We start from the raw sequence: 26,282 nt of genomic DNA on the forward strand, positions 1-26,282 counted from the left end.
AGATAGGAATGGGACATAATCATAGCCATGGTCATAACCATGGGCACAGTCACAGTCATGGACATAGTCATGCACCAGCCAATTATGGCTTTGCATTTGGATTTGGGATTATATTAAATACCATTTTTATTATTGTTGAAATTATATACGGTATCCTAGGGGATTCTTTAGCACTGCTTGCGGATGCAGGACATAACATAAGTGACGTTTTAGGTTTAATTATTGCTTGGATTGCCGTTTGGTTAGGAAAAAAAGCACCTACTAAAAAGCGGACTTATGGATATAAAAGAAGTTCCATCTTAGCTGCGCTATTCAATGCTGTTTTTTTATTAGTAGCAATTGGTGCTATTGCCTGGGAGGCTATCCAACGATTTTCTTCTCCAGAACCAGTTGCAGGAAAAACTGTTATCATCGTAGCAATCATTGGTATTGTGATTAACACTCTCACAGCTTTACTTTTTATGTCAGGACGAAAAAACGATTTAAATATCCGTGGGGCTTTCATGCACATGGCTGCGGATGCCTTAGTTTCACTTGGGGTAGTGATTGCAGGGCTTATTATTCTTTGGTCAGGATGGCAATGGCTTGACCCTCTAGTAAGTCTTTTAATTTCAATTGTCATTTTATTTGGTACGTGGGGATTATTAATGGAATCCATTAATTTGTCATTGGATGCTGTACCAGAAGGCATTGATATTAATAAAATTAAGGATTACTTAAGTGGTTTACCAACGATTTTGGAAATTCATGACCTGCATGTTTGGGGAATGAGTACGACCGAGGCTGCTTTAACCGTTCATATAATTCGATCTGAAATAGATGATAATGATGAGCTGCTTCAAAAGTTAACAAAGGAATTGCATGACCAATTCGGTATTGAACATGCCACTATTCAAATTGAAAAAGGAACTTATAGCTGTTCCTTGCAACCTGAAGGTACGATATAACCACTAAGACAAAACAGTTGTTTCTTTTTAGGAGTTGCTGTTTTAGACATAAACTATTGATTTAAGGTGATTAAATGTACAGTATATTAAGTCAATTTAGCTCATTTGTGAGTAAACCGTTTTCCAATATAGCCTATAACTTAGAATCATGGCCAATTGTCTATGCGTTGGGTTGTTTATGTTAGGATTTAGTTTTTCACTAGCATTCTGTCCGACTATGTTTCTACTATTCTTTGTCACCTTAATGCCTGTCGTATTGTCTCAAAACAAAAAAACAACGAGTGAGAATCGTTGTTTTTTTGTTTTGTAAGATTTATTAATTAAGGAAGTTAATACTTGCATAAAAAAATTTACTATTTTTTCAAATATATTTTAAAGCATGCGACCTAATAAAAAAATAAAAAAATAAAAAAATAAAAAAATAAAAAACTTCCAAAATTGATTATTTACATAGGGTAGGGGGGTATGGTAATATTAAGTTGAAGGAGGGGTGATAATGAATAATCACGATCCTGTTAACCTTAAACCTCATCATAGTAGTGAACATTGTGATACTTTAACATCTGGGCGAAAAAGCCATCATTCTGATAAAACAAAACAAAATCTTGTCACAAGATTAAACCGTATCGAGGGACAGATTCGTGGCATAAAAGGTTTGATTGAAAAAGATACGTATTGTGATGATGTCATTACTCAGATTGCAGCTACTCAAGCAGCTTTAAACAGCGTTGCTAAAGTACTTTTGGGAGGCCATATGAAAAGTTGTGTGGTTGAGAGAATTCAAGAGGGTGACCATGAAGTTGTTGATGAGTTAATAACCACTATTCAAAGACTTATAAAAAAATAAATAATGTGAAAGGGAGTATTAAAATGGAAAAGGTAATATTGAATGTTCAAGGAATGTCATGCGGTCATTGTGTGAAAGCGGTAGAAGGAAGTGTCGGTGCACTAAAAGGTGTTAGCTCTGTAAAAGTTGATTTAAAAGCAGCTAAAGTAGATGTTGAGTTTAATAACCAAGAGGTTTCATTAGAAAAGATTAAGGAGACCATCGATGACCAGGGGTACGATGTGAAATAAATAGTGAAAAGACGTGCTAGCTGATAGCACGTTCTTTTTACAAAAAAATATACCTATATAGGGTATAAGGAGTTGGCATTTATGAGTCAAAATGTTGTAAATGAAAAAAACGAATTTGACATAAACGGAATGACCTGTGCGGCTTGTGCTACTCGGATCGAAAAAGGTCTAAATAAGTTAGATGGGGTAGTGAAAGCAAATGTGAATTTGGCACTGGAAATAGCAACAGTGGAATATAAAAGTGCGGAACTCTCTTCAGGCGATATCATTAAAAAGGTGGAAAGCCTTGGTTATGGTGCTCATATTAAGGAAGATGAAATAGACACAAGTGATTATCGTCAAAAGGAAATTGATAAACAAACTGGAAAATTTATTTTTTCTGCGATCCTTTCTTTCCCACTATTATGGGCAATGGTTGGACACTTTTCCTTTACCTCTTTTATTTGGGTTCCAAAAATGTTTATGAATCCGTGGGTTCAGTTTGCTTTGGCTACTCCGGTGCAGTTTTTTATCGGAAAACAATTTTATGTTGGAGCTTATAAAGCGTTGAAAAATAAGAGTGCTAATATGGATGTTCTTGTTGCTTTAGGTACATCAGCTGCATATTTTTATAGTTTGTATCTATCGCTGCTTTCAATCGGAAGTATGGCCCATTCAGTAGAACTTTATTATGAAACGAGTTCCATTCTTATTACGTTAATTATTCTTGGGAAGCTTTTTGAAGCAAAAGCAAAAGGGCGTTCATCTGAAGCGATTAAGAAACTAATGGGTCTTCAAGCAAAGACAGCAATCATTGAAAGAGCAGGAGTGGAACAGGAAGTACCAATTGAAGAAGTGATCGTTAGCGACATTCTGCATATCAAGCCTGGCGAGAAAATTCCAGTAGACGGAAAAATTGTTGAGGGTAGCTCAGCTATTGATGAGTCGATGCTGACAGGTGAAAGTGTCCCAGTTGATAAAAAGATAGGTGATGAAGTAATAGGAGCAACGATCAATAAAAATGGATTTTTAAAAGTGGAAGCAACAAAAGTAGGTAGGGATACGGCTTTATCTCAAATTATTAAAGTAGTGGAAGAAGCACAAGGTTCCAAGGCTCCTATTCAACGCCTTGCTGACCAGATTTCTGGAGTGTTTGTCCCTATTGTTGTTGCTCTTGCCCTTTTCGCGTTTATCGTTTGGTATGTATGGGTAACTCCTGGTGATTTTGCGAATGCACTTGAGAAAATGATAGCAGTCCTTGTTATAGCCTGTCCGTGTGCATTGGGATTGGCAACGCCAACTTCCATCATGGCAGGTTCAGGCCGTGCTGCCGAATACGGAATTCTGTTTAAAGGCGGAGAACATTTAGAAATGACGCATAAAATTTCTACTGTTGTTTTAGATAAAACCGGCACAGTTACAAACGGCACTCCAGTATTAACAGATGTTTTCACAGATCAAAATTTAATAGAAGAAGAATTCCTATCACTGGTTGGTTCAGCTGAAAAACAATCAGAGCATCCACTAGCACAAGCAATCGTTCAAGGAATAAAAGAAAAAGGTATATCTTTAAAGGATGTAACGAAATTTGAAGCCATCCCTGGATTTGGTATAAAAGCTAAAGTGGATGGAAAAGAGCTGTTAGTTGGAACAAGGAAGTTAATGAATATGTTTAACGTACCTGTCGAAAACGCCTATGATCAAATGAATGCATTAGAAATGGTTGGGAAAACAGCTATGCTTGCTGCTATAGATGGCCAATTTGCAGGTATGGTTGCTGTGGCAGATACTATTAAAGAGACATCCAAAACTGCTATTAGTCGACTTAAAAATATGGGAATTGAAGTAATTATGATTACAGGCGATAACCAACAGACTGCAAAAGCCATTGCAGATCAAGTGGGGATCGACCATGTGATTGCTGAGGTCCTCCCTGAAGGTAAGGCAGATGAAATTAAGAAATTACAGGCACTAGGTAAGAAAGTGGCGATGGTCGGAGATGGAATCAATGACGCACCAGCCCTTGCAGTGGCAGATATTGGAATGGCCATTGGAACCGGAACAGATGTGGCAATGGAAGCGGCAGATTTAACTCTTATTCGCGGGGATTTAAATAGTATTGCAGATGCTATTTTCATGAGTAAAAAAACAATCGGTAATATAAAGCAAAACCTTTTCTGGGCTCTTGCCTATAATACACTTGGTATTCCAATCGCTGCTCTTGGATTCCTTGCGCCATGGCTTGCAGGTGCAGCAATGGCATTCAGTTCAGTATCTGTTGTTCTCAATGCATTACGTTTGCAAAAAGTTAAAATGTAGAGGTGAGCATTATGTGAAGGTTACTTTACAATATGTATAATCATAGAAATAAAGAAGAGCCACATCGGTTCTTCTTTTTTGTTTGGATTAAAGTCAAAGTGTAATTTAATTCTAAATTTAAAAAATAGAGGTCAGATTTTACAATTATATGAACAAATGAATCGAAAATCTATATGCCATATTATATCCAACAAATATGCATAGAAACTGCAAATTTCCCCAGTACATTATACATATGAACATTAGATCCATAATTAACTTTCTGGAGGTGGAAAAGTTGAAAAAACTATATTTACTTATTTTTACATTAATATTTATTTTCTCATTCGATGTAAGGGCTTTAGCAGATAAGGGGCATTCTCATAGCCCAAACATAAAACAAGCCACAGAGAACCTCAAAAATAGTGGTATAAAGAGTCAAGATGCATCCAGTGAGGGGGATGACATGGAAGGAATGAACCATGACAGCGGAACGGACATGGAAGGAATGAACCATGACAGTGGAACGGACATGGAAGGAATGAATCATGACAGTGGAACAGACATGGAAGGAATGAACCATGACAGTGGAACAGACATGGAAGGTAGCGGTGGTGAAGCTCACGATCATCATGCAGAAGTGGTTGAAATACCGCCAAATTATAAAGTGTTAGGTACCTTTGGAGCAGTAAATCTATCATTTATCTTAATAGGTGTTTGGAATAAATGGTTTAGAAGAAAGGGGGATTTAAACAATGGCAATGCCTGAGAAAAACTTACCTGAAAAGGAATCTTTTGATCTTCTATCTATACCAGTTGCGAAGAAATTTGTTAAAAGCAAATGGTATCCTGGAATCTTTCAATGGATCGTTATCTTTGTATTTTCCATTATTGTTTATGAATTAGTAATGGGAACAGTTGATCCAAGTAAAAACTTTGGTACCACGATGACATGGGTGTTATGGTGGCCGATTATACCCGTTCTATTTTTAGTAACTGGCCGCTTCTGGTGTACCATCTGTCCGTTCGGTAAATTAAGTGATATTGTCCGGAAGTTTGTTGGCAGCAAGCGACCAATGCCTAAGTTTTTAAAAAAATATGGAATTTGGTTGATTGATTTATTCTTTATAATGATTACTTATAGTGACCATGTGTGGGGAATTGTCGAGTCACCAAGAGGTTCAGGTTACTTATTGCTTTTACTTGTCACAATGGTTGTAGCCACCTCCGTTTTTTATGAAAGAAGAACCTTCTGTAAGACGCTTTGTTTCCTTGGTGGTCTTGCTGGGAATTATTCACGCTCTGGAGCTTTAAAAGTTCAGGCAACACCTGATATTTGTAAAACATGTAAAGTGCAATCCTGCTATAAAGGAACTGAAGGTGTGGAAGGATGTCCAATGTTCCAATTCCCTAGAACAATGGAGTCGAGTGCAGAATGTAATATTTGCGGAAACTGTGTGAAAAACTGTCCAAATAATTCCGTCAAAATTACAACCAGAGTTCCGACGAAAGAGTTATGGGGCTTAAAAAATCCAAAGCTTGAGCATGCTTCCCTAGCTGCTGTTATTATGGGCATTGTGTTCGTACAAAATATTACGATGCTTGAACCTTGGCAGGATATCTTAAAGGCAATAGGGTCTGTTACTGGTACTTCAAGCTATGTTGTTAACTTTACGATCGCCTTTATCATTGCTATGGCATTACCAATCCTATTATTGTTAGGCACTGCTAAAATTGCTTCTTTCCTTGGAATGGAAGGCACACTCAAAAAGAACTTTACACGTTTTGGTTATGCGATTATTCCTTTAGACTTAGCAGGACATCTGGCTCATAACCTGTTCCATATCTTCACTGAAGGAAAGGCCGTTTGGTTTAATTCGATCAGATTATTTGGGGTCAATTCCAATCCAGCGAGTTTAAGTCTCGCTTCCACACCAACCGTACAAATGATTCAATATATTGTAATCTTAATTGGATTGGCAGGCACTTGTTATGTTGTGTACAGAATGGGAAAAGGCAAAAAGACAGCATTTAAGGCCATGCTTCCTTACTACGTACTCATGACTGTTCTTGCGATCACTAATATTTATTTATTCTCATTACCTATGATGCATAGGGTTTAATATAGGGTTGAATAATGCTAAAAAATTAACAACCTTAATAAGGGAGATTTGGTGTTGATATTATGAAAAGTTAATGGAGGAAAATAGTTTTAAATTGGATATTTTTTCATTATTGGTTAAAATAACTTGATGATGTTAGAGAGAATTTTCACCCAGGAGGAATCAAATGAAAAAAAGCAGCAATCCACTGGACAAGCGTTTCAAGATCGCTCACAGAGAAGCTATAATTGGAATTATTCTTGTTTTGATTAATTTTATCTGGTGGTACGGTTTTGCCTATGGGCTTGGTTCGGCCAAAGTAGAACAATATTCGTACATATATGGTTTGCCAGCATGGTTTTTTTACAGCTGTATTCTTGGCTTTATTGTTATGGTTATACTCGTTATTTTTGCCGTAAGAGTTTTATTCAAGGATGTTCCCTTTGAAGTGGAAGAGGGGGAAAACAAGTGAACTGGGCCGTCATTACACCATTACTTATTTTCTTATTGATTATCTTCGCTGTTGGGATGTGGTCAAACAAATTTGTTATTAAATCCAATTCTTTCTTGGAGGAGTACTTTTTAGGAGAACGTCAAATGGGCGGATTCATCCTGGCGATGACGATGGTTGCGACGTATGGAAGTGCCAGCAGCTTTATCGGAGGGCCCGGGGTTGCTTATACGCAAGGATTAGGATGGGTCCTACTTGCCATGGCCCAATTAGCAACCGGTTATTTTACGTTAATGGTATTGGGGAAGAAATTTGCGATTATATCCCGTCAGTACAAGGCAATCACCTTAATTGACTTTCTAAAAGAGCGCTATAAAAGTAAAGCGGTCGTGTTATTCTCAGCCGCAAGTATTATCATCTTTCTGTTTTCATCGATGACCGCCCAATGGATTGGCGGAGCACGTTTGGTAGAAAGTTTAACAGGCTTGCCATATACGACTGCTTTATTAATCTTTGCTTTTTCCGTCCTCGTCTTTGTTATTGTCGGCGGCTTTCGTGCGGTTGCGATCACAGACACCATCCAAGGTGTGGTCATGTTTGGGGGAACGTTAATCCTGTTAATCGCTACAATTAAAGCCGGTGGAGGAATCCCGAAGATCATCTCAGATTTAGCAACGGAAAATCCTAATTTAATCAGTCCCTATGGTGCAGAACGTAGTTTAACGCCATCCTTTGTTTCCTCCTTTTGGATATTAGTAGGGATTGGCGTCGTCGGCTTGCCGCAAATTGCTGTCCGAGCGATGTCTTATAAAAATTCGAAGGCGATGCATAGTGCGATTATTATTGGAACCATTGTCGTCGGTTTTATCATGCTGGGTATGCATCTCATTGGCGTGTTCGCAAGACCTGTTCTACCAGGTGTGAAAATCGGTGATACTGTTATGCCTTTGTTATCAATGAAAGTACTGCCGCCCTATGCTGCGGGTATCGTTCTCGCTGCACCGATGGCAGCCATTATGTCGACGGTGGACGCTCTTTTAATTCTAGTTAGCTCTGCACTAGTAAAAGATGTCTATTTAAATTACATCAAGCCGGATGCAGGGAACGACCTTGTGAAAAAGGTTAGTTTCAGCGTGACGGCGATTATTGGAATTGTGGTCATTCTGTTCTCGTTAAGTCCACCTGATTTAATCGTTTGGCTGAATCTGTTTTCTTTTGGGGGACTCGAGTCGGTCTTTATTTGGCCGGTTATTTTAGGATTATATTGGAGTAAGGGCAATAAATACGGGGCAATTACTTCGATGGTTTTAGGGATGGGTTCTTATATTTTATTAGATCAATTTTATCCAAATGCATTTGGGTTTCATACGGTGGTCCTCCCTATTCTGCTTTCTCTCCTGGGATTCGTGGTAACTAGTTTATTTACACAGCAAAACGAAGGTCCGATCAACGTTAGAATGGAAAAATAAGCTAAGGCGCTTCGAATGGCAGTTCATCTATCATTTTTGTTGCAATTATGTGCAATAATTTCTAGAATGAATTAACAGAAATTAATGTATGAATGAGGTGTACTCATTGGAAACCGTTATTCGATATTTGTCAGCACTTATTCTTCCGGGGCTGCTGGTCTTGCTTTTTACAAGGGTTACTTACAACCGGGTCATCGGGCTAATTTTAACCGTTGCCCTGATTGCTACTTCAGTATATAAAGGGTATACCAACACATTTGTGCTCATCGTAGTGGATGCCTTCTCGTTAACAGCAGGGTTTTGGATGGCAGAAAAAATGATGCAGAGAGCCATTAATAAGAGTTAATACATTCGAAGTTTTAGTGAGTCTGTCAGGAAAATGGCAGGCTTTTTGTGTTGAAATTTAAAAAAACGAATATTCGTTCGCATATTATTGGTTTGTTTTTAGGGGAATGTGGTAAAATGTTAATATGAATTTTAGTGGATACACTTGAAAGCAACCATCCCGGTCCATTAACAAGGTACATATGCTGAAAAGTGATTGATATTTCGGGAGGGGGAATATTTGTGAAGGACCAATTTGAATTAGTTTCAAAGTACTCGCCACAAGGGGATCAGCCAGAGGCAATCAGACAATTAGTCGAGGGTATTCGAAACAATAAACGCCAGCAGACGCTGCTTGGCGCTACAGGTACGGGTAAAACATTTACGATTTCCAACGTGATTAAAGAAGTAAATAAACCTACCCTTGTCATCGCCCACAACAAAACACTAGCTGGACAGCTCTACAGTGAGTTTAAAGAATTTTTCCCAAACAACGCAGTCGAGTATTTTGTCAGCTATTATGATTACTTTCAGCCAGAGGCTTACGTCCCACAGACCGATACCTTCATTGAAAAAGATGCTAGTATCAACGATGAAATTGATAAACTGCGGCACTCAGCGACATCTTCCCTATTCGAACGGAAAGATGTGATTGTGATTGCCTCTGTTTCTTGTATTTATGGATTAGGTTCTCCTGAAGAATATAGTGAAATGGTGTTATCGCTTAGAACGGGAATGGAAGTGGAACGCAATCAACTATTGCGCCGATTAGTCGATATCCAATACGACCGAAACGATATCGATTTCAAGCGCGGAACTTTCCGTGTCCGTGGCGATGTTGTTGAGATTTTCCCTGTTTCTCGTGATGAGCACTGCATGCGTGTCGAGTTTTTTGGTGATGAAATTGATCGGATTCGAGAGGTCGATGCATTAACCGGAGAAATCATTGGGGAACGAGAACATGTAGCGATTTTTCCAGCATCCCACTTCGTTACAAGGGAAGAAAAGCTGAAAATAGCGATTGAAAATATTGAAAAAGAACTGGAAATTCGTCTGGAAGAACTGCGAGATGATAATAAATTACTCGAAGCTCAGCGGCTTGAACAGCGGACGCGCTATGATCTGGAAATGATGCGTGAAATGGGTTTTTGCTCAGGGATTGAAAATTACTCGCGCCATTTAACCTTAAGGGATTCGGGCTCGACACCTTATACACTGCTTGATTATTTTCCAAAGGACTTTTTGATGGTGATTGATGAGTCGCATGTTACCTTGCCGCAAGTGAGAGGGATGTTTAATGGGGATAAAGCGCGGAAACAAGTGCTTGTTGATCATGGCTTCCGTCTGCCATCAGCGCTTGATAACCGGCCGTTAATGTTTGATGAGTTCGAAAAGCATATCCAGAATATCATTTTTGTTTCGGCTACACCTGGACCATATGAGCTTGAGCATACGCCGGAAATGGTTTCGCAGATTATCCGCCCGACAGGACTTTTGGATCCAACACTTGAGGTCCGTCCAATTGAGGGGCAAATCGATGACTTGATTGGTGAAATTCACGAACGGGTTAGGAAAAATGAACGTGTTCTGGTTACCACTTTGACGAAAAAAATGTCCGAGGACCTAACCGATTATCTAAAGGAAATCGGTATCAAAGTTCAATATTTGCATTCGGAGGTTAAGACACTCGAACGGATTGAAATTATCCGAGAACTGCGCCTCGGTAAATATGACGTTCTCATCGGAATTAACCTGCTCCGAGAAGGACTGGATATACCAGAAGTTTCGCTCATCGCGATTCTAGATGCCGACAAGGAAGGCTTCCTTCGTTCCGAACGGTCGTTAATCCAAACGATTGGCCGTGCCGCCCGGAATGCCCATGGACATGTCATCATGTATGCAGACAAAATCACGAACTCGATGGAATTAGCGATAAGTGAAACGAAACGCCGTCGTGCCATTCAGGAAGAATATAATCGCAAGCATGGAATCACGCCAATGACGATTCAGAAGGATATTCGCGATGTCATCCGTGCCACCCATGCAGCGGAAGATCAGGAAGATTACAAACCAGCGGCATCGTTCAGTAAGATGTCGAAGAAAGAAAAAGAAAAACTAATTGCCACGATGGAAAAAGAAATGAAAGTCGAAGCAAAGGCGCTTAATTTTGAACGGGCCGCTGAGCTTCGTGATTTAATATTGGAACTTAAGGCGGAAGGATGACGTTACAATGGCAATGGAAAAACTGATTGTGAAAGGCGCCAGAGCCCACAATTTGAAAAATATAGATGTCACCATTCCGAGAGATAAGCTTGTTGTACTGACAGGACTTTCCGGCTCAGGAAAGTCCTCGCTTGCCTTTGATACGATTTATGCAGAAGGGCAGAGGCGCTATGTCGAATCCTTGTCTGCCTATGCGCGGCAATTCCTTGGCCAGTTAGATAAACCGGATGTGGATGCGATTGAGGGTCTCTCCCCGGCCATTTCCATCGATCAAAAAACAACAAGCCGGAACCCTCGTTCAACGGTCGGTACGGTGACAGAAATCTATGATTATTTACGATTATTATTTGCAAGGGTCGGGCACCCAACCTGTCCGATTCATGGAATTGAAATTTCCTCGCAAACGATTGAGCAGATGGTCGACCGAATTTTAGAATACCCGGAACGGACCAAAATGCAAATCCTAGCCCCAGTTATTTCAGGTCGCAAAGGATCACATGTGAAGGTGTTCGAGGATATCAAGAAACAAGGATTTGTCCGTGTCCGTGTGGATGGGGAAATGATTGACCTTGGTGATGACATCGAACTTGAAAAAAACAAAAAGCATTCGATTGAGGTTATTATCGACCGGATCGTTGTCAAGGAAGGGGTGTCGGCAAGGCTTGCCGATTCACTCGAGACCGCACTGAAACTGGGCGAAGGTAAGGTTATTGTTGACGTAATCGGACAAGAAGAACTGTTATTTAGTGAAAATCATGCCTGTCCGCACTGTGGTTTTTCAATTGGAGAACTAGAACCGCGGATGTTTTCCTTCAACAGTCCGTTTGGTGCCTGCCCAGAATGTGATGGACTTGGCTCCAAGCTTGAAGTCGATCTTGATTTGGTCATTCCTAATCGTGATTTGACACTAAAAGAGCATGCGATTGCCCCGTGGGAGCCAACAAGTTCTCAATATTATCCGCAGTTGCTTGAGGCCGTATGCAATCATTTCGGAGTGGATATGAATACCCCTGTTAAGGAAATCCCTGAACACTTGTTGGAGAAAGTCCTCTATGGGGGTGGGCGTGAAAAGATTTATTTCCGCTATGAAAATGATTTTGGCCAGATTCGTGAGGGCAATATAGAATTTGAAGGTGTCATCCGTAATGTTGAGCGCCGGTACAAAGAGACCAGCTCTGATTACATCCGGGAGCAAATGGAAAAATATATGGGCGAGCAGGCATGTCCAACCTGTAAAGGCTACCGTTTGAAAAAAGAAACTTTGGCTGTCCTAATTAATGGCCGGCATATTGCCCATGTTACCGACCTTTCGATTGAAGAAGCAAATCAATTTTTTGCAGAATTAGACCTTTCAGAAAAAGAAATGCAAATTGCCAAATTGATTTTCCGTGAAATTAGTGAACGGCTAGGTTTCTTAATTAATGTCGGTCTCGATTATTTAACACTGAGCCGGACAGCTGGTACGCTTTCAGGCGGGGAAGCCCAGCGGATTCGCTTGGCCACACAAATCGGTTCGCGTTTAACGGGTGTCCTATATATCTTGGATGAACCGTCAATCGGACTGCATCAGCGGGATAATGACCGCTTAATCGGGGCATTGCAAAACATGCGCGATATCGGCAACACCTTGATTGTCGTCGAGCATGATGAGGACACCATGCTTGCTGCCGATTATTTGATTGATATCGGCCCAGGTGCCGGGGTGCATGGCGGTGAGATTGTCTCGGCTGGTACACCTGCTGAGGTGATGGCTGACCCGAATTCACTGACAGGTCAATATCTATCAGGGAAGAAGTTTATTCCGCTGCCACTCGAGCGCCGCAAACCGGATGGTCGCTTTATTGAAATCAAAGGGGCTTCCGAAAATAACTTAAAAAATGTCAATGTGAAGCTGCCGCTTGGTATGTTTATTGCAGTAACTGGTGTATCGGGGTCGGGGAAAAGTACCCTTATCAACGAGATCCTCCATAAATCACTTTCACAAAAGCTGCACCGTGCAAAAACAAAACCTGGTGAACATAAAAGCATTAAAGGAATTGAGTATTTAGAAAAAGTCATCGATATTGATCAGTCGCCAATCGGCCGAACACCGCGCTCGAATCCTGCCACCTATACTGGGGTTTTCGATGACGTCCGTGATGTGTTTTCGAACACAAACGAAGCGAAGGTCCGTGGTTATAAAAAAGGCCGCTTCAGCTTTAATGTGAAGGGAGGACGCTGCGAGGCGTGCCGCGGTGATGGGATTATCAAAATTGAAATGCACTTTTTACCCGATGTGTATGTACCTTGCGAAGTCTGCCACGGCAAGCGATATAATCGCGAAACCTTAGAAGTAAAGTACAAAGGAAAAAACATTTCAGATATCCTCGATATGACCGTGGAAGCTGGCGTTGAATTTTTTGAAAACATTCCAAAAATCAGCCGCAAGCTGCAAACCATTTATGATGTTGGCCTCGGATACATTAAATTAGGGCAGCCTGCGACAACTTTATCTGGAGGAGAAGCGCAGCGCGTCAAGCTCGCTTCTGAACTGCACCGTCGCTCGCAAGGGAAATCCTTTTACATTTTAGATGAGCCGACAACAGGTCTTCATGTCGATGACATTTCACGCTTACTCGTTGTGCTGCAGCGATTGGTTGATAATGGCGATACTGTGTTGGTGATTGAGCATAATCTCGATGTCATTAAGGCAGCCGATTACCTTGTCGATCTTGGACCTGAGGGCGGCGACAAGGGCGGAACGATTGTGGCAATCGGAACACCAGAAAAGATAGCCGAAGTTCCTGAATCATATACGGGCAAGTACTTAAAACCAATTCTTGAACGTGACCGGTTACGAATGAAACAGGAAATTGAAGATAAGAGTACCATAAAAGCATAGATAGTAAAGAAGAGCCGAAATTCGGAGGGATGCCTTCTGAATTCGGTTTTTTTTTATGAGCTGAACTCCGGGTAAATGTGGGTTTGGCGGAATTACGGCTGGAATCAGCGGAATAAGTATGAGAGTTCGCGGAATAAATAGTGAGTCCGGCAGAATAAATTAAAGTTTGGCGGTATTCCGGGTCAATTCGGCGGAATCTTAACCAAAGAGCTGCCTAATTCAAACGCAACCAAGAAGGCATCCACTTTTTCTAAAAATATACGAAACTTTCTCCTCCCCTATTTCGTAAATAAAAGATAAAGGAGTTGGGCGCAGAAATGGAAACGAGAAAGGTTCTTTCAAGCTTGTGCTATTTTAGTATTTTTTTCGCTGGGTTTATTTTTCCGCTGATCGTGTTTATTGCGACGGGAGATGAAGTCACAAAAAGACATGCCAAAAAATCACTACTATCGCATTTAATTCCACTCATTCCAACACCATTTATTGTATTCGGTATCTACTATGATTTCGCCACTATTCAAGACAGGGTGCCTGCTTTTACCATTATAAGTATGGTTGTCCTTTTGATTATCTGGCTTGTTGTCGTCATCTGGAACATTATCAAAGGCGTAAAGGTCTTAGTTTCTGAATAAGCATAAAGTGAGACAAATTTATGATTCTGGGGTGGAAAATATGAAAGAAGAAAAAAAGCGGATCTTAAAAATGGTTGAAGAAGGCAAATTGCCCGTTGATGAAGCAGTAACATTGCTTGATGAACTCGAAAAGGCCCAGCAGACGATGGAGCAGAAGCAAGAGCAAATTGTGAATGAACTCTCGACAGCTGTGAATTTTGAAGAAACGAAAAAGGAAGACCCCTTACAGGCGAAATACCAATCGACAAAGGAGAAGATTTTTGATTTTGTCGATACAGCATTGAAAAAAATCAAAGATTTTGATTTTGATTTGAACTTTGGCCAATCCATCGAAATCTCACATATTTTCCACCAAGGTGATGTCGACCTGACAAATATGGACATTGATGTAGCTAACGGGTCCATAAAGATTGCAGCATGGGACCAGCCGGATGTACGAATTGAATGCCAGGCGAAGGTATTTAGGGTTGAAAACTCAGAGCAAGCGCGGCAGAACTTTTTAAGAGATGTCGTTTTTTCTGTTGAGAATAGGAAATTACGTTTTATGACACAGCAAAAGTGGATGAAAGTTGAATCCGTTATTTATGTGCCAAAATCTGAGTATGAGCGCGTGCGCATTAGGATGTTTAATGGCACTATATTAGGGGAAGAAATGAATGTAGCTGACCTAAGGGTGAAAACCGCAAATGGGAAAATAAACCTTGAACGGATAAAAGGAAAACAAGCAGAGATTGAAACAGCGAACGGAAAAATCAAGATTATCAACAGTCAAATTGAGGATCTTGAGGCAGAGACCATAAACGGGGGAATCAAACTTGATGGTGATTTCAAAAAAGTAGAGACCCAATCCTTTAATGGAAACATCAGCTATAATATCAGCGGTAACCGAACGGAAGTAATACAAGTAAAAGCAACCACTGGCGGGATCGACCTATTCGTCCCTGAAGGGTTGCCGGTAAATGGGGAGCTTAAGACCAATCTTGGCGGTTTTAATGTGCAGCTAGTCGGTGTACAGATATTGGAGGAGAAAAGCGAGATGATTCAGAAATCGCTCCGCTTCCAATCTATTAATCATCCTGATAAAATGGTGAAAATTTATGCAGACACAAAAACTGGTTCCATCGCGATTCATAGATCACAAGATGTATAACTAGGAGAGCCGAAAATGAGATGGCTGATTGGATGTTTAATTAATGCGGTTTTATTTATGGCACTTGCGGGTTATTTTCACGAAAGTTTTCAATTAACCGGATTTAGTGCCGCACTTCAGGCAAGCATTTTATTGTCGATATTAAATGTTTTGGTGCGCCCGCTCCTGGTTTTATTTACTTTGCCAGTGACAGTTTTAACCTTAGGGTTGTTTCTATTTGTCATCAATGCCATTACGCTTGAACTGACGGACTATTTGATGGGTGACGCCTTTGAGATTTCTAGTTTTGGCATGGCATTCTTTTTCGCTGTACTTATGTCACTTGTAAACTTGATTATTCAAAAAACGCTTCTGCAACCATCAAGGAAATCGAAGGATTAATGGTAAGGGTGTTCACCTAATAGGTGTGCACTCTTTTTTTTGAGAAAAATATCCAAATCAATTTTTTAGACAGGAAAGTATAGTTATTCATTAAAAAATGCTAAAATAAATGGAAATGGAATTTTTAGAATAAAACTTAATCCGTTTAAGGAGGATGTTTCCATGCCGAAAGTTCGTACCAAAGATATAGTAGAGAAATTTAATCTTGAATTGGTCAGCGGTGAAGAAGGAATTAACCGCCCGATTACTATGAGTGACATCTCCCGTCCAGGAATTGAAATTGCTGGATATTTTGAATTTTATCCCGCGGAACGTATTCAACTCTTAGGAAAAACAGAACTATCATTTTTTGAAATGCTTTCCGAAAACGAACGGATTTCAAGAATGGAACGTTTATGCACCGATATCACTCCAGCGATTATTGTCACAAGAGATATTGAGGTACCCATAGAGCTGATTGAAGCATCAGAGCGTGAATCAGTTCCTGTTCTACGTGTGGGCATGAAAACGACCCGTTTCTCCAGCCGGCTAACCAATTACTTAGAGAGCAAGCTGGCGCCAACGACGGCTGTCCATGGTGTCTTAGTGGATGTTTATGGGATTGGTGTGTTAATTACCGGAAAAAGCGGTGTTGGTAAAAGTGAAACCGCATTAGAATTAGTCAAGCGCGGTCATCGTCTCATCGCGGACGATTGCGTGGAAATTCGTCAGGAAGACCAGGATACCTTAGTTGGGACGTCTCCGGATTTAATCGAGCATTTACTAGAAATCCGCGGTTTAGGGATTATCAATGTGATGACTCTGTTCGGTGCAGGTGCGGTCCGCAGTCATAAACGCATCACTCTCGTTATGAATTTAGAAATTTGGGACTCCAAAAAACAGTATGACCGTCTTGGTTTGGATGAAGAGACAATGAAAATTATCGACACGGATGTACCTAAGTTAACCATCCCCGTTCGTCCGGGACGAAATCTCGCTGTTATTATTGAAGTAGCGGCCATGAATTTCCGTCTAAAAAGAATGGGTGTGAATGCAGCTCAACAATTTACCGAGCGCTTGTCCGATGTCATTGAAGACGGTGACCATGATGAAGAGATTTAAAAGGGAAAAGGAGATAGAGAGATGAACGAAACAATTCAACCGCTAAATCCGATTGCCTTTACACTTGGACCTATTTCGGTGCATTGGTATGGGATTATCATTGGTTCAGGCCTGGCACTTGCCTTGTACCTGGCTATTAGGGAAGGAAACCTGCGGGGACTTGATAAAGACACGTTCGCAGATTTAATGCTATGGGCCATTCCGATTGCGATTATTTCGGCCCGAATTTATTATGTGATTTTTGAATGGGATTATTATGTCAAACATCCGGCGGATATCCCGCAAATTTGGAATGGAGGCATCGCCATTCACGGTGCATTAATTGGCTCCGTCCTGACAGCCTATGTGTTTTCCAAAAAACGCGGCCTATCTTTCTGGAAGATTGCTGACATTGCCGCACCAAGTATTATTCTCGGACAGGCGATTGGCCGCTGGGGTAATTTCATGAACCAGGAAGCCCATGGTGGAGAAGTAACAAGAACTTTCCTAGAAAACTTACACTTGCCTACATTTATTATTGATCAAATGTATATTAACGGAACCTACTATCATCCAACGTTCCTTTATGAATCTCTCTGGGACTTTGCAGGCTTTTTCCTATTAATTTTCTTACGTAGAGTCAATTTCCGGCGCGGGGAACTGTTCCTAACCTATGTGATTTGGTATTCGATCGGCCGCTTTTTCATCGAAGGCTTACGGACCGATAGTTTAATGCTTGGAAGTCTTCGGATGGCGCAAACGATTTCGATTGCATTAGTGATTGGTGCACTAGCTATTCTCATTTATCGTCGAACAAAGCAGATTTCGGAGAGACGTTATTTAGATCAAGAGAATCTCTAACAGGAATTATTAAAGGAGAGTATGGGGGAAAATGCTATTTAATTCATTGAAAAAGGGGTTGCTGGTTGGCTTAAAGACAACATGGACATTGGGAAAAGTTATCTTTCCTGTGACCCTGATTGTAGCCGTGCTGCAGTATACACCCGTACTGCCATGGATCATTAAAGTGATTTCCCCGCTTATGAAACTGATCGGCTTGTCAGGGGATGCGGCCATTCCGCTTGTACTTGGGAATTTTCTCAACCTTTATGCGGCAATTGGAGCAATTTTAACGCTTGATTTTTCGGTAAAAGAAGTGTTTATTTTAGCAGTAATGCTGTCGTTTTCTCATAATTTATTTATTGAATCAGGCGTTGCGATGAAAGCCGGTGTAAAGCTGTGGATTGTTCTCGTCACAAGACCAGGACTTGCCCTGCTTTCTGGAGCCGTTATTAATCTTGTCTGGCATGGAGGCGGAGAAACTGCTAAATATGGATTTATTGAGCAGAGTGCTGAACCTGCAGTGGGAGTCGGCGGAATTCTCCTCGAAGCCATTCAAAAAGCAGGGCTGGGCATATTGCAGCTGGCCATGATCGTCATTCCGCTTATGATCGTGATTCAAATCTTAAAAGACTTACAATGGTTATATAAGTTTTCAAAAACGATGGCTCCGGTTACCAAAACCTTAGGCATGCAGGAGAACACTTCGACCACGATGGCAGCCGGCCTGTTGTTCGGTTTAGCCTATGGAGCCGGTGTGATGATTCAGGCAGTTAAAGAAGATGGAGTCAGCAAAAAGGATATAACCTTGGCGTTTATTTTTCTAATGGCCTGCCATGCGGTTGTCGAGGATACGTTAATCTTTATTCCGCTTGGGATTCCAGTCTTGCCGTTGTTTCTCATCCGGATCGGTGTTGCCATTGTGTTAACCTTAATTGTCGGTACGATTTGGAAACGCTCGGGGCTTGTGAAAAGAAAGGAAGCAACCTATGACTAACAAAATTACTACGATTCTATTTGATTTAGACGGAACATTAATTGATACGAATGAATTGATTATTACGACGTACCTGCACACACTGGAAAAATACTACCCAAGCAAGTACCAGCGTGAGGATGTCCTGCCATTTCTCGGACCTACGCTGCACGAGGCGTTTGGCAGTATTGACCCTGATCAGGTCGAGGAAATGATTTTAGAATACCGCACCTTTAACATTGCCAATCATGATAGGCTAGTGAAGGAATTTATCGGTGTCACGGAAACGATTCGGACCTTAAAAGAAAAAGGGTATAAGCTCGGAGTTGTAACGACGAAACGTCATGATGTGACAATGAAGGGTCTGCGTTTGATGAACCTTGAACCATTCTTTGAGGTGATTGTTGCTTACGAACATGTCAGCAAGACCAAGCCTGATCCAGAACCGATATTTAAAGCATTAGAACAGCTGGATTCTTCGCCTGAAGAGACGATGATGGTCGGCGATAATTACCACGATATTTTAGCAGGCAAAAATGCTGGGACTGTAACGGCTGGCTGTGCGTGGTCGATTAAAGGTAGAGAGTATATTGCAAAGTACGAACCAGATTATATTCTAGAGAACATGGCTGACTTATTAACCATTCTCGGGGAGTGAAATGAGTGAGAAATACGACCCGCTACCCTGTTGAAGGGACAAATTCCTTATGGCACGTCTACAAGACTGTGCCTTTTTGGAAGGTTGTCAGAAATTTTATTGTGATCCAACTGGCACGCTATACGCCATTCTTGGGGATGAAGAATTGGCTCTATCGTGTTTTTTTGGGCCTTAAAGTGGGCGAGCAGACCTCCTTTGCCTTAATGGTTATGCTGGATGTCATGTTCCCAGAAAAAATCAGCGTCGGCCGCAATACCGTTATCGGCTATAACACGACCATTCTTGCGCATGAGTATTTAATTAAAGAATACCGGCTTGGTCCGGTTGTTATTGGCAGTGAAGTGATGATCGGTGCAAATTCGACAATACTTCCAGGCGTGACGATTGGTGATGGGGCGATTGTCTCGGCGGGAACTTTAGTTCATAAGGACGTTCCTCCTGGATGTTTTGTTGGCGGGAATCCGATGCGACTTATTTACACGAAAGAAGAACTAGAAAAGCGTTGGGCAGAAGACCCGATTTATAGAAAGTAGATGAACCTGGTCAATTCAGACTAGGTTTTTTTTGCTATTTTTAAAATACTTCAAAAAAACAGTATTTAAGGCACGTTTTTGGTCTTGATGCAGAACCTTATAATAGTAGTGCATCTATACGAAAAGGTTCAGTCCCTGTTCATAGAATAGGTATCGGCAAATTTTTAATAGTTTACATTTCTATTAAAAATTTGCCGTTTTTTGTCGGGATCTTTAGAAAAGGAGAGGATGACCTGTACATAATCTCGTGGCCTGTGTTCTTAGTAGAAAGAATAATCCAAAGGGATAGGTGATAAAGCGCATGAAGAAAAAGAAAGATATTAGTAAATTAAGCAAATTGGCTGCCACAGCTTTGATACTTAGTACTATTGTCTCGCCCGCAATACCTTATAATGTAAAGGCTGCTTCCGGAAACACAGCGACTCTACGAATCTTAGAAACTACTGACCTACATTCTAATGTTTTACCCTATGATTATTTCAAAGATGCACCAGTTACGAATTATGGATTAGCTAAAACAGCGACATTAATCCATCAAGCTAGAACTGAAGTTGACAACTCCATGCTATTCGATGCGGGTGATACGATTCAAGGAAATCCACTGGCAAGTTATGTAGCAAAAGTAAATAAACTTGGCCCAAATGATACTCATCCTATTTACAAAGCAATGAACTATTTAAAATATGATGCCGGGATTGTGGGTAACCATGAATTTAATTATGGTTTAGACTACTTAAAAGATGTTCAGGAAGAAGTACAATTTCCGATTGTAAACGCCAATATATATAAAGATGATCATGATTCCAACCCTGATAATGATGTTAACTACTTCACTCCTTATAAAATCGTCAATAAAACGATTAAGGATGAGGCCAGGAATGAACATGTCATTAAGGTTGGGGTAATCGGCTTCGCTCCACCGCAAATTATGCAGTGGGATAAAGATAACCTAACAGGTCATGTCGTTACAAAAGATATTGTTTCACAAGCTAAAAAATTTATCCCCCAAATGAAGGCGGAAGGAGCCGATATAATTGTAGCAATTGCACACTCTGGCTGTGATATCGCTGCGGAAGGCCAAGAAGCAGCAGAGAATGCCGTATACGATTTAACAAAAGTACCTGGCATTGATGCCATGCTTTTCGGACATGCTCATGTAAACTTCCCTGGAGATGCATCATTTAACGGCAAGACTGGAATCGATAACACTAATGGTAAAATAAATGATGTTCAAGCTGTTGAAGCTGGCTTCTGGGGAAATAACCTTGGTGTGCTTGACTTAGCGCTTGTTCAGGATACAAATGGCAAGTGGACTGTTGATAAGGCCAATTCTAAATCGGTTAACCGTGCCGTTACGGCTGATACAGCTTCAGACGCGACAATTGTAAGTGATACACAAGCTATCCATGACCAAACACTTGCGTATGTACGTGGAGAAATCGGTACGACGGAGATTCCGATGCACAGTTTCTTCACACGTGTAATGGATGATGCTTCCACACAAATTGTTAACAATGCGCAAATGGATTACGTGAAAAAAGCGATTGCGAATACAGAATATAAGGATTATCCAGTCTTATCTGCGGCAGCACCGTTTAAGGGCGGCCGCGGCGGTGTAGCTGACTACACGAATATTGCTAAAGGTGACGTAACAATCAAGAGTGCAGCTGATTTGTATTTATTTGATAACACCTTAAAAGCGGTTGAAGTAACAGGAGATCAAGTGAAGAGATGGATCGAAGAATCAGCAAAACAATTCAATACGATTGACCCGAATAAAGCAGGAAATCAGGATTTACTTGATTATGATTTCCGTCCTTACAATTATGATGTCATTGACGGTGTAAAATACGAAATTGATGTAACCAAGCCAAAAGGCGAGCGCGTTGTTAACTTAAGGATGTTGGATGGAACACCTGTTCAGATGGACCAAAAATTCATCGTTGCAACGAATAACTATCGTGCGGGCGGAAGCGGCGGTCTAGCTGAATTGAAGAATGCTAAAGTGGTAGTTGATTCTCCATTCGAAAACCGTCAAATCCTTATGGATTATATTAGTGCAAAGGGTACAATCAACCCTGTAGCGGACAACAACTGGAAGATTGCTCCTGTTGGCGGGGTTGCAAAATTAGTATTCCACTCTACACCGGATGCTACGGCATACCTTGGACAACAACCAGAGGTAAAAGACCTCGGAGCATCAACAACTAAAGCAGGATACGAGTTATTTGAATTAGACCAAAACGTTCACGTTCAATTATTAGGAATCAATGACTTCCATGGACAATTAGACTATACAACTAAAGTGTCTAACCGTGAAGTCGGCGGTATTGAATACTTAGCTGCTTACCTAAAACAAAGAGAAGCAACTAACCCCGCTAATACCTTAATGGTTCAAGCTGGAGATTTAGTAGGCGCAAGCCGTCCAGTTTCTGCGCTATTACAAGATGAGCCAACCATCCGTTTTATGAACGAAATCGGTATGGACATTGGTACAATCGGTAACCATGAATTTGATGAAGGCGTAACAGAAATGAAGCGTTTAATCAATGGTGGTGCCCATCCAAAAACGGTTGACAAGTATGGTGAATTTGAAGGAGCCGACTTCCAATATGTTGTTGCCAACGTGGAGGATGAAAAAACAGGCGGATTAATTTTACCGCCATATGCAATCAAAGAAGTGGATGGCGTAAAGATTGGCTTCATCGGTGTCGTTACAACAGAAACACCAAGTATCGTTACGGCAAGCGGTGTCGCAGGCGTTAAATTCACAGATGAAGTTGAAGCAGTCAATAAATATGCGGCAGAGTTAAAAGGCAAAGGTGTAGAATCTATCGTGGTTCTTGCCCATGATCCTGGAACTTCAGCAACAAATGGAGACAATCCAACAGGTAAAGTTGTCGATATGGCCAAAGCGATTGATGATGAAGTTGACGTTATCTATGGTGCACATGATCATAGGTATCTGAACTCAACGGTTGATGGTAAATTGTTAGTTCAATCCTATTCTTATGGTACAGCATTTTCTGATGTTGATTTGACCATTGACCCAGTCACACAAGATATTGTCGAGAAACAAGCTGAAATTGCATCCACCTTCAGAGATGCGATTACTCCAGATACACAAATCAAAGCAGAGCTTGATAAATATCAGGCAGATATTGCCCCAATCACAGGTCAAATAGTTGGCGAGGCAGCAACACCGATTTCTCGGACTGCAAATGCAGACGGAGAAACGGCACTTGGTAACCTGATTGCTGATGGTATGAAAGCAGCTACAAACACCGATTTTGCCTTTATGAACGTTGGCGGTATCCGTGATGAAATTAAAAAGGCGGGTCCAATCACTTGGGGCGACCTATTCGCCATCCAGCCATTCGGAAATGATATCGTGACAATGAACCTTACTGGTGAGCAAGTAAGAACATTATTAAATCAACAGTTTGCAGCAGACAGAAATCGTATCATGCAAATTTCAGGATTAAAGTATACTTGGACTAATAATTTACCACTTGGGCAAAAGGTGCTTGATATTTACCTTCCAAATGGTTCGAAAGTTGATCCTAATAAAGTTTATTCTGTTACGGTCAACAACTTCATGGCTGACGGCGGTGATGGTTTTGTTGTTCTAAAACAAGGAACGGATCGCGTTACAAAGATGACTGATATAGACGCGTTTATTGATTATGTAAAGTCCTTTACCGGACCAATTTCAGCACAAATTGAAGGTAGAATTTTGATTGATAATGTGGCACCTAACGCGCCGCAAGTTGGACAAATCATTGCCCCTGCAAAGAACGTTACTGGAAAGTCAGAGGCTGGTTCAACGGTTAAAGTTTTTGAAGGAAAAACAATGCTAGGCAGTGCGGTTGCTGATAAAGAGGGAGTATTCACTATTTCATTTAAATCAGCTCAAACACATGGAAAAGTCTTAACCTTAACTGCAACAGATGCAGCTGAGAATACAAGCAACGCTACTTCCGTTACTCTTGTTAAAAGGAATTCAAAGTTCTGGTAAAAAACTAGCGAGTACTTTGAAGTGCCTCTGAAACTTTTCAGAGGCGCTTTTTTATTATGGTCGAAAAATAAATAGGAAGAATTATTGAAGTCTGGTTTTCGCAACCAGGCTTTTTTGTAGTAAACTTACTATTAAATTACTCTTTCGCGGAATAACTCAGGAAATTGGCGGAATTCCTGGTCTTGTTGGCGGAAATCCACTAAAGTTTGGCGGAATCCCCGCCTAGTTCGAACGAATTCAAAAGCTATAACAAAAATTTTCTGAGTTTTGGCGGAATTCAATCAGAGTTTGGCGGGAAAACTATCTAGATTTGGTCAATTCCTTCAAAATTTCATTGACGAAAAGGTTACCTAGAGGTAAACTAAAAATACTTTAATTCATTATCACATTAGCAGACTAAAGCATTTAGAAAATATGCAATATATAAACAAAGTAATCTAACGATAAAGGATGAGCAGGATGAGTCGCTTGTTTATGTTTGAAAAGCCTTTAGGCATGAGAGACACGCTGCCGGAGTTATATGAAAAGAAACATCGTGTTCGGACCTTAATGGAGGATACGATCAAACTTTGGGGCTGCCAATTTATTGAAACACCTACACTGGAATACTATGAAACCGTTGGAGCCGCATCAGCCATTCAGGATGCCCAGCTGTTTAGATTGCTTGACAAAGAGGGCCATACACTCGTTTTGAGGCCTGACATGACAGCACCAATTGCCAGAGTAGCAGCATCGAAACTATTGCAGGATGACATGCCGCTTCGGTTAGCATACTCTGCGAACGTTTTCCGGGCGCAGCAACGTGAAGGCGGCCGGCCTGCTGAGTTTGAGCAAATCGGTGTAGAATGCTTGAATGACGAAACGGTTTCTTGTGATGGAGAGGTCATATCATTACTTATTTCTTCATTGAAAAAAGCAGGATTATCGGAGTTCCAAGTATCTATCGGCCATATTGGCTTTGCCCAGGAATTATTTTTACAAATCCTCGGCACAGATGAGCGAGCCGATTCGTTAAGAAGATTTCTCTATGAAAAAAATTATGTCGGCTACCGCGAGCATGTGAATTCCCTATCGCTATCATCGATTGATAAGCAGAGACTTCTTCAGTTCCTTGACCTTAGAGGTGGAGTGGAAATAATTGGAACAGCACTCGACCTAATAGAAAATGAAAAAGGTAAGCAAGCTATTTTACAACTAAAGGAATTATGGGATTGTATAAATGATTACGGTGTACAGGATCAAGTCAAATTTGATTTAACCATCGTCAGCCATATGAGCTACTATTCTGGTATTTTATTTGAAGTTTACGCAGGGAAGGTTGGCTTTCCAATTGGGAATGGCGGTCGATATAGCTTAATAGAGAAATTTGGAAAAAAAGCAAGTGCGACCGGGTTTGGGGTTCACCTTGATCGACTTTTAGAGGCGCTCGGAAGCTATGATATCGAAAACACAGTGACTTGCATCTTTTTCAGCCAGGAGCAACGAAGAGAAGCCTTTCAATTAGCCGAAAAAATGCATCAACAAGGAAAGCGGACGGTGCTTCAGGATATCAATGGTGTCAAAAATCTTGATGCCTATACAAAGAAATTTGCGGATACTACCTACTTATTAGGAGGGCGTGCCGATGAATAATGTACTAACGATTGCGATGCCGAAGGGGCGGATATTTGAAGAAGCGGCCGACCTGCTTAGGAAAGCTGGATATCAGCTTCCGCCGGAATTCGATGATTCCCGTAAATTAATTATTGAGGTTGAAAATGAGGGACTAAGGTTTATCTTAGCGAAACCGACAGACGTTCCAACCTATGTCGAGCATGGCGTTGCGGATATTGGTATTGCCGGCAAGGATGTATTGCTTGAGGAAGAGCGCGATGTTTACGAGCTCCTCGATTTACGCATCAGCGCCTGTTATTTGGCAGTAGCGGGTCTTCCCGATACGAAAATGAATGATGTTGCACCGAGAGTGGCCACTAAATATCCGAATGTGGCCGAGGCTTATTTTCGTGAGCAGGGGGAACAAGTCGAGATTATTAAATTAAATGGTTCGATCGAACTGGCCCCAATCATTGGTTTATCAGATCGAATCGTTGATATTGTGTCGACTGGGCGGACGATGAGGGAAAACGGTCTCGTCGAGTACGAGAGAATTGTCGATGTAACATCGCGGCTGATCGTCAATCCTGTCAGCTATCGGATCAAAGACAATCAGATCGACGATTTAGTGACACGACTTAGTGAAGTAGTTTCAGTGGGGGATTATTAA

At 41.0% G+C, this 26,282-nt stretch carries 22 protein-coding genes and 1 pseudogene; all 23 read left to right on the forward strand.

Going from position 1 to position 26,282, the window contains the following annotated elements; genetic code table 11:
- The first annotated feature begins 8 nt into the window (after positions 1 to 8).
- The 23 genes and pseudogenes from ACSU6B_RS02310 to hisG all read left to right on the forward strand — a co-directional run bounded on the left by ACSU6B_RS02310 (position 9) and on the right by hisG (position 26,282).
- On the forward strand, positions 9 to 947 hold the full coding sequence (locus ACSU6B_RS02310; protein WP_410882431.1) for a cation diffusion facilitator family transporter: 939 nt from the start codon (positions 9 to 11) through the stop codon (positions 945 to 947).
- A 166-nt stretch (positions 948 to 1,113) separates the two neighbouring features.
- A pseudogene (locus ACSU6B_RS02315) lies at positions 1,114 to 1,209 on the forward strand (sulfite exporter TauE/SafE family protein); the annotation flags it as partial.
- 234 nt (positions 1,210 to 1,443) lie between these two features.
- Complete coding sequence (locus tag ACSU6B_RS02320) at positions 1,444 to 1,794, forward strand: metal-sensitive transcriptional regulator (protein WP_410882433.1); 351 nt, start codon at positions 1,444 to 1,446, stop codon at positions 1,792 to 1,794.
- Between the two features lie 23 nt (positions 1,795 to 1,817).
- On the forward strand, positions 1,818 to 2,024 hold the full coding sequence (gene copZ / locus ACSU6B_RS02325; protein ID WP_410882435.1) for a copper chaperone CopZ: 207 nt from the start codon (positions 1,818 to 1,820) through the stop codon (positions 2,022 to 2,024).
- Positions 2,025 to 2,105: 81 nt separating this feature from the next.
- Entirely contained in the window at positions 2,106 to 4,322 is a 2,217-nt protein-coding gene (locus ACSU6B_RS02330; RefSeq protein ID WP_410882437.1) for a heavy metal translocating P-type ATPase, read from the forward strand.
- A gap of 277 nt (positions 4,323 to 4,599) precedes the next feature.
- Positions 4,600 to 5,070, forward strand: a complete 471-nt coding sequence (locus ACSU6B_RS02335; RefSeq protein ID WP_410882439.1) for a hypothetical protein — start codon at positions 4,600 to 4,602, stop codon at positions 5,068 to 5,070.
- On the forward strand, positions 5,057 to 6,424 hold the full coding sequence (locus ACSU6B_RS02340; RefSeq protein ID WP_410882441.1) for a 4Fe-4S binding protein: 1,368 nt from the start codon (positions 5,057 to 5,059) through the stop codon (positions 6,422 to 6,424). Before ACSU6B_RS02335 ends, ACSU6B_RS02340 begins: the two co-directional genes overlap by 14 nt.
- Before the next feature lie 166 nt (positions 6,425 to 6,590).
- Positions 6,591 to 6,875 carry a YhdT family protein gene (locus ACSU6B_RS02345; protein WP_410882443.1) on the forward strand — a complete coding sequence of 95 codons (285 nt, stop codon included), beginning with the start codon at positions 6,591 to 6,593 and terminating at the stop codon, positions 6,873 to 6,875.
- Positions 6,872 to 8,323 carry a sodium/pantothenate symporter gene (panF, locus tag ACSU6B_RS02350; RefSeq protein WP_410882445.1) on the forward strand — a complete coding sequence of 484 codons (1,452 nt, stop codon included), beginning with the start codon at positions 6,872 to 6,874 and terminating at the stop codon, positions 8,321 to 8,323. The genes ACSU6B_RS02345 and panF overlap by 4 nt, the downstream gene beginning before the upstream one ends.
- Before the next feature lie 88 nt (positions 8,324 to 8,411).
- Entirely contained in the window at positions 8,412 to 8,669 is a 258-nt protein-coding gene (locus tag ACSU6B_RS02355) for a DUF2198 family protein (RefSeq protein WP_215005607.1), read from the forward strand.
- Positions 8,670 to 8,890: 221 nt separating this feature from the next.
- The gene (gene uvrB / locus ACSU6B_RS02360) at positions 8,891 to 10,870 is read left to right on the forward strand and encodes an excinuclease ABC subunit UvrB (RefSeq protein WP_410882447.1); all 1,980 of its coding nucleotides are present in this window, start codon (positions 8,891 to 8,893) and stop codon (positions 10,868 to 10,870) included.
- A 7-nt stretch (positions 10,871 to 10,877) separates the two neighbouring features.
- Complete coding sequence (uvrA, locus tag ACSU6B_RS02365) at positions 10,878 to 13,751, forward strand: excinuclease ABC subunit UvrA (protein WP_410882449.1); 2,874 nt, start codon at positions 10,878 to 10,880, stop codon at positions 13,749 to 13,751.
- A gap of 317 nt (positions 13,752 to 14,068) precedes the next feature.
- On the forward strand, positions 14,069 to 14,383 hold the full coding sequence (locus ACSU6B_RS02370) for a DUF4870 domain-containing protein (RefSeq protein ID WP_088089577.1): 315 nt from the start codon (positions 14,069 to 14,071) through the stop codon (positions 14,381 to 14,383).
- A gap of 40 nt (positions 14,384 to 14,423) precedes the next feature.
- Positions 14,424 to 15,533 carry a DUF4097 family beta strand repeat-containing protein gene (locus ACSU6B_RS02375; protein ID WP_410882452.1) on the forward strand — a complete coding sequence of 370 codons (1,110 nt, stop codon included), beginning with the start codon at positions 14,424 to 14,426 and terminating at the stop codon, positions 15,531 to 15,533.
- A gap of 15 nt (positions 15,534 to 15,548) precedes the next feature.
- On the forward strand, positions 15,549 to 15,914 hold the full coding sequence (locus ACSU6B_RS02380) for a phage holin family protein (protein ID WP_168245669.1): 366 nt from the start codon (positions 15,549 to 15,551) through the stop codon (positions 15,912 to 15,914).
- 162 nt (positions 15,915 to 16,076) lie between these two features.
- Positions 16,077 to 17,015 carry an HPr(Ser) kinase/phosphatase gene (hprK, locus tag ACSU6B_RS02385; RefSeq protein WP_410882454.1) on the forward strand — a complete coding sequence of 313 codons (939 nt, stop codon included), beginning with the start codon at positions 16,077 to 16,079 and terminating at the stop codon, positions 17,013 to 17,015.
- 21 nt (positions 17,016 to 17,036) lie between these two features.
- Positions 17,037 to 17,855, forward strand: coding sequence for a prolipoprotein diacylglyceryl transferase (gene lgt, locus ACSU6B_RS02390; RefSeq protein WP_215005592.1), 819 nt, complete (start codon positions 17,037 to 17,039; stop codon positions 17,853 to 17,855).
- A gap of 31 nt (positions 17,856 to 17,886) precedes the next feature.
- Positions 17,887 to 18,831: a nucleoside recognition domain-containing protein gene (locus ACSU6B_RS02395; RefSeq protein ID WP_410882456.1), complete on the forward strand. Its 945-nt coding sequence runs from the start codon at positions 17,887 to 17,889 to the stop codon at positions 18,829 to 18,831.
- On the forward strand, positions 18,824 to 19,468 hold the full coding sequence (gene ppaX / locus ACSU6B_RS02400; protein ID WP_410882458.1) for a pyrophosphatase PpaX: 645 nt from the start codon (positions 18,824 to 18,826) through the stop codon (positions 19,466 to 19,468). Before ACSU6B_RS02395 ends, ppaX begins: the two co-directional genes overlap by 8 nt.
- Before the next feature lie 5 nt (positions 19,469 to 19,473).
- Entirely contained in the window at positions 19,474 to 20,001 is a 528-nt protein-coding gene (locus tag ACSU6B_RS02405; protein WP_410882460.1) for an acyltransferase, read from the forward strand.
- Positions 20,002 to 20,302: 301 nt separating this feature from the next.
- The gene (locus ACSU6B_RS02410; protein WP_410882462.1) at positions 20,303 to 24,019 is read left to right on the forward strand and encodes a bifunctional 2',3'-cyclic-nucleotide 2'-phosphodiesterase/3'-nucleotidase; all 3,717 of its coding nucleotides are present in this window, start codon (positions 20,303 to 20,305) and stop codon (positions 24,017 to 24,019) included.
- 459 nt (positions 24,020 to 24,478) lie between these two features.
- The gene (locus ACSU6B_RS02415; RefSeq protein WP_215005577.1) at positions 24,479 to 25,651 is read left to right on the forward strand and encodes an ATP phosphoribosyltransferase regulatory subunit; all 1,173 of its coding nucleotides are present in this window, start codon (positions 24,479 to 24,481) and stop codon (positions 25,649 to 25,651) included.
- A complete protein-coding gene (gene hisG, locus ACSU6B_RS02420) occupies positions 25,644 to 26,282 on the forward strand; it encodes an ATP phosphoribosyltransferase (protein WP_168245662.1) in 639 nt (212 codons plus the stop codon). Before ACSU6B_RS02415 ends, hisG begins: the two co-directional genes overlap by 8 nt.

The organism is Neobacillus sp. C211 (genome assembly GCF_051842875.1).
Classification (GTDB): Bacteria; Bacillota; Bacilli; order Bacillales; family Cytobacillaceae; genus Neobacillus.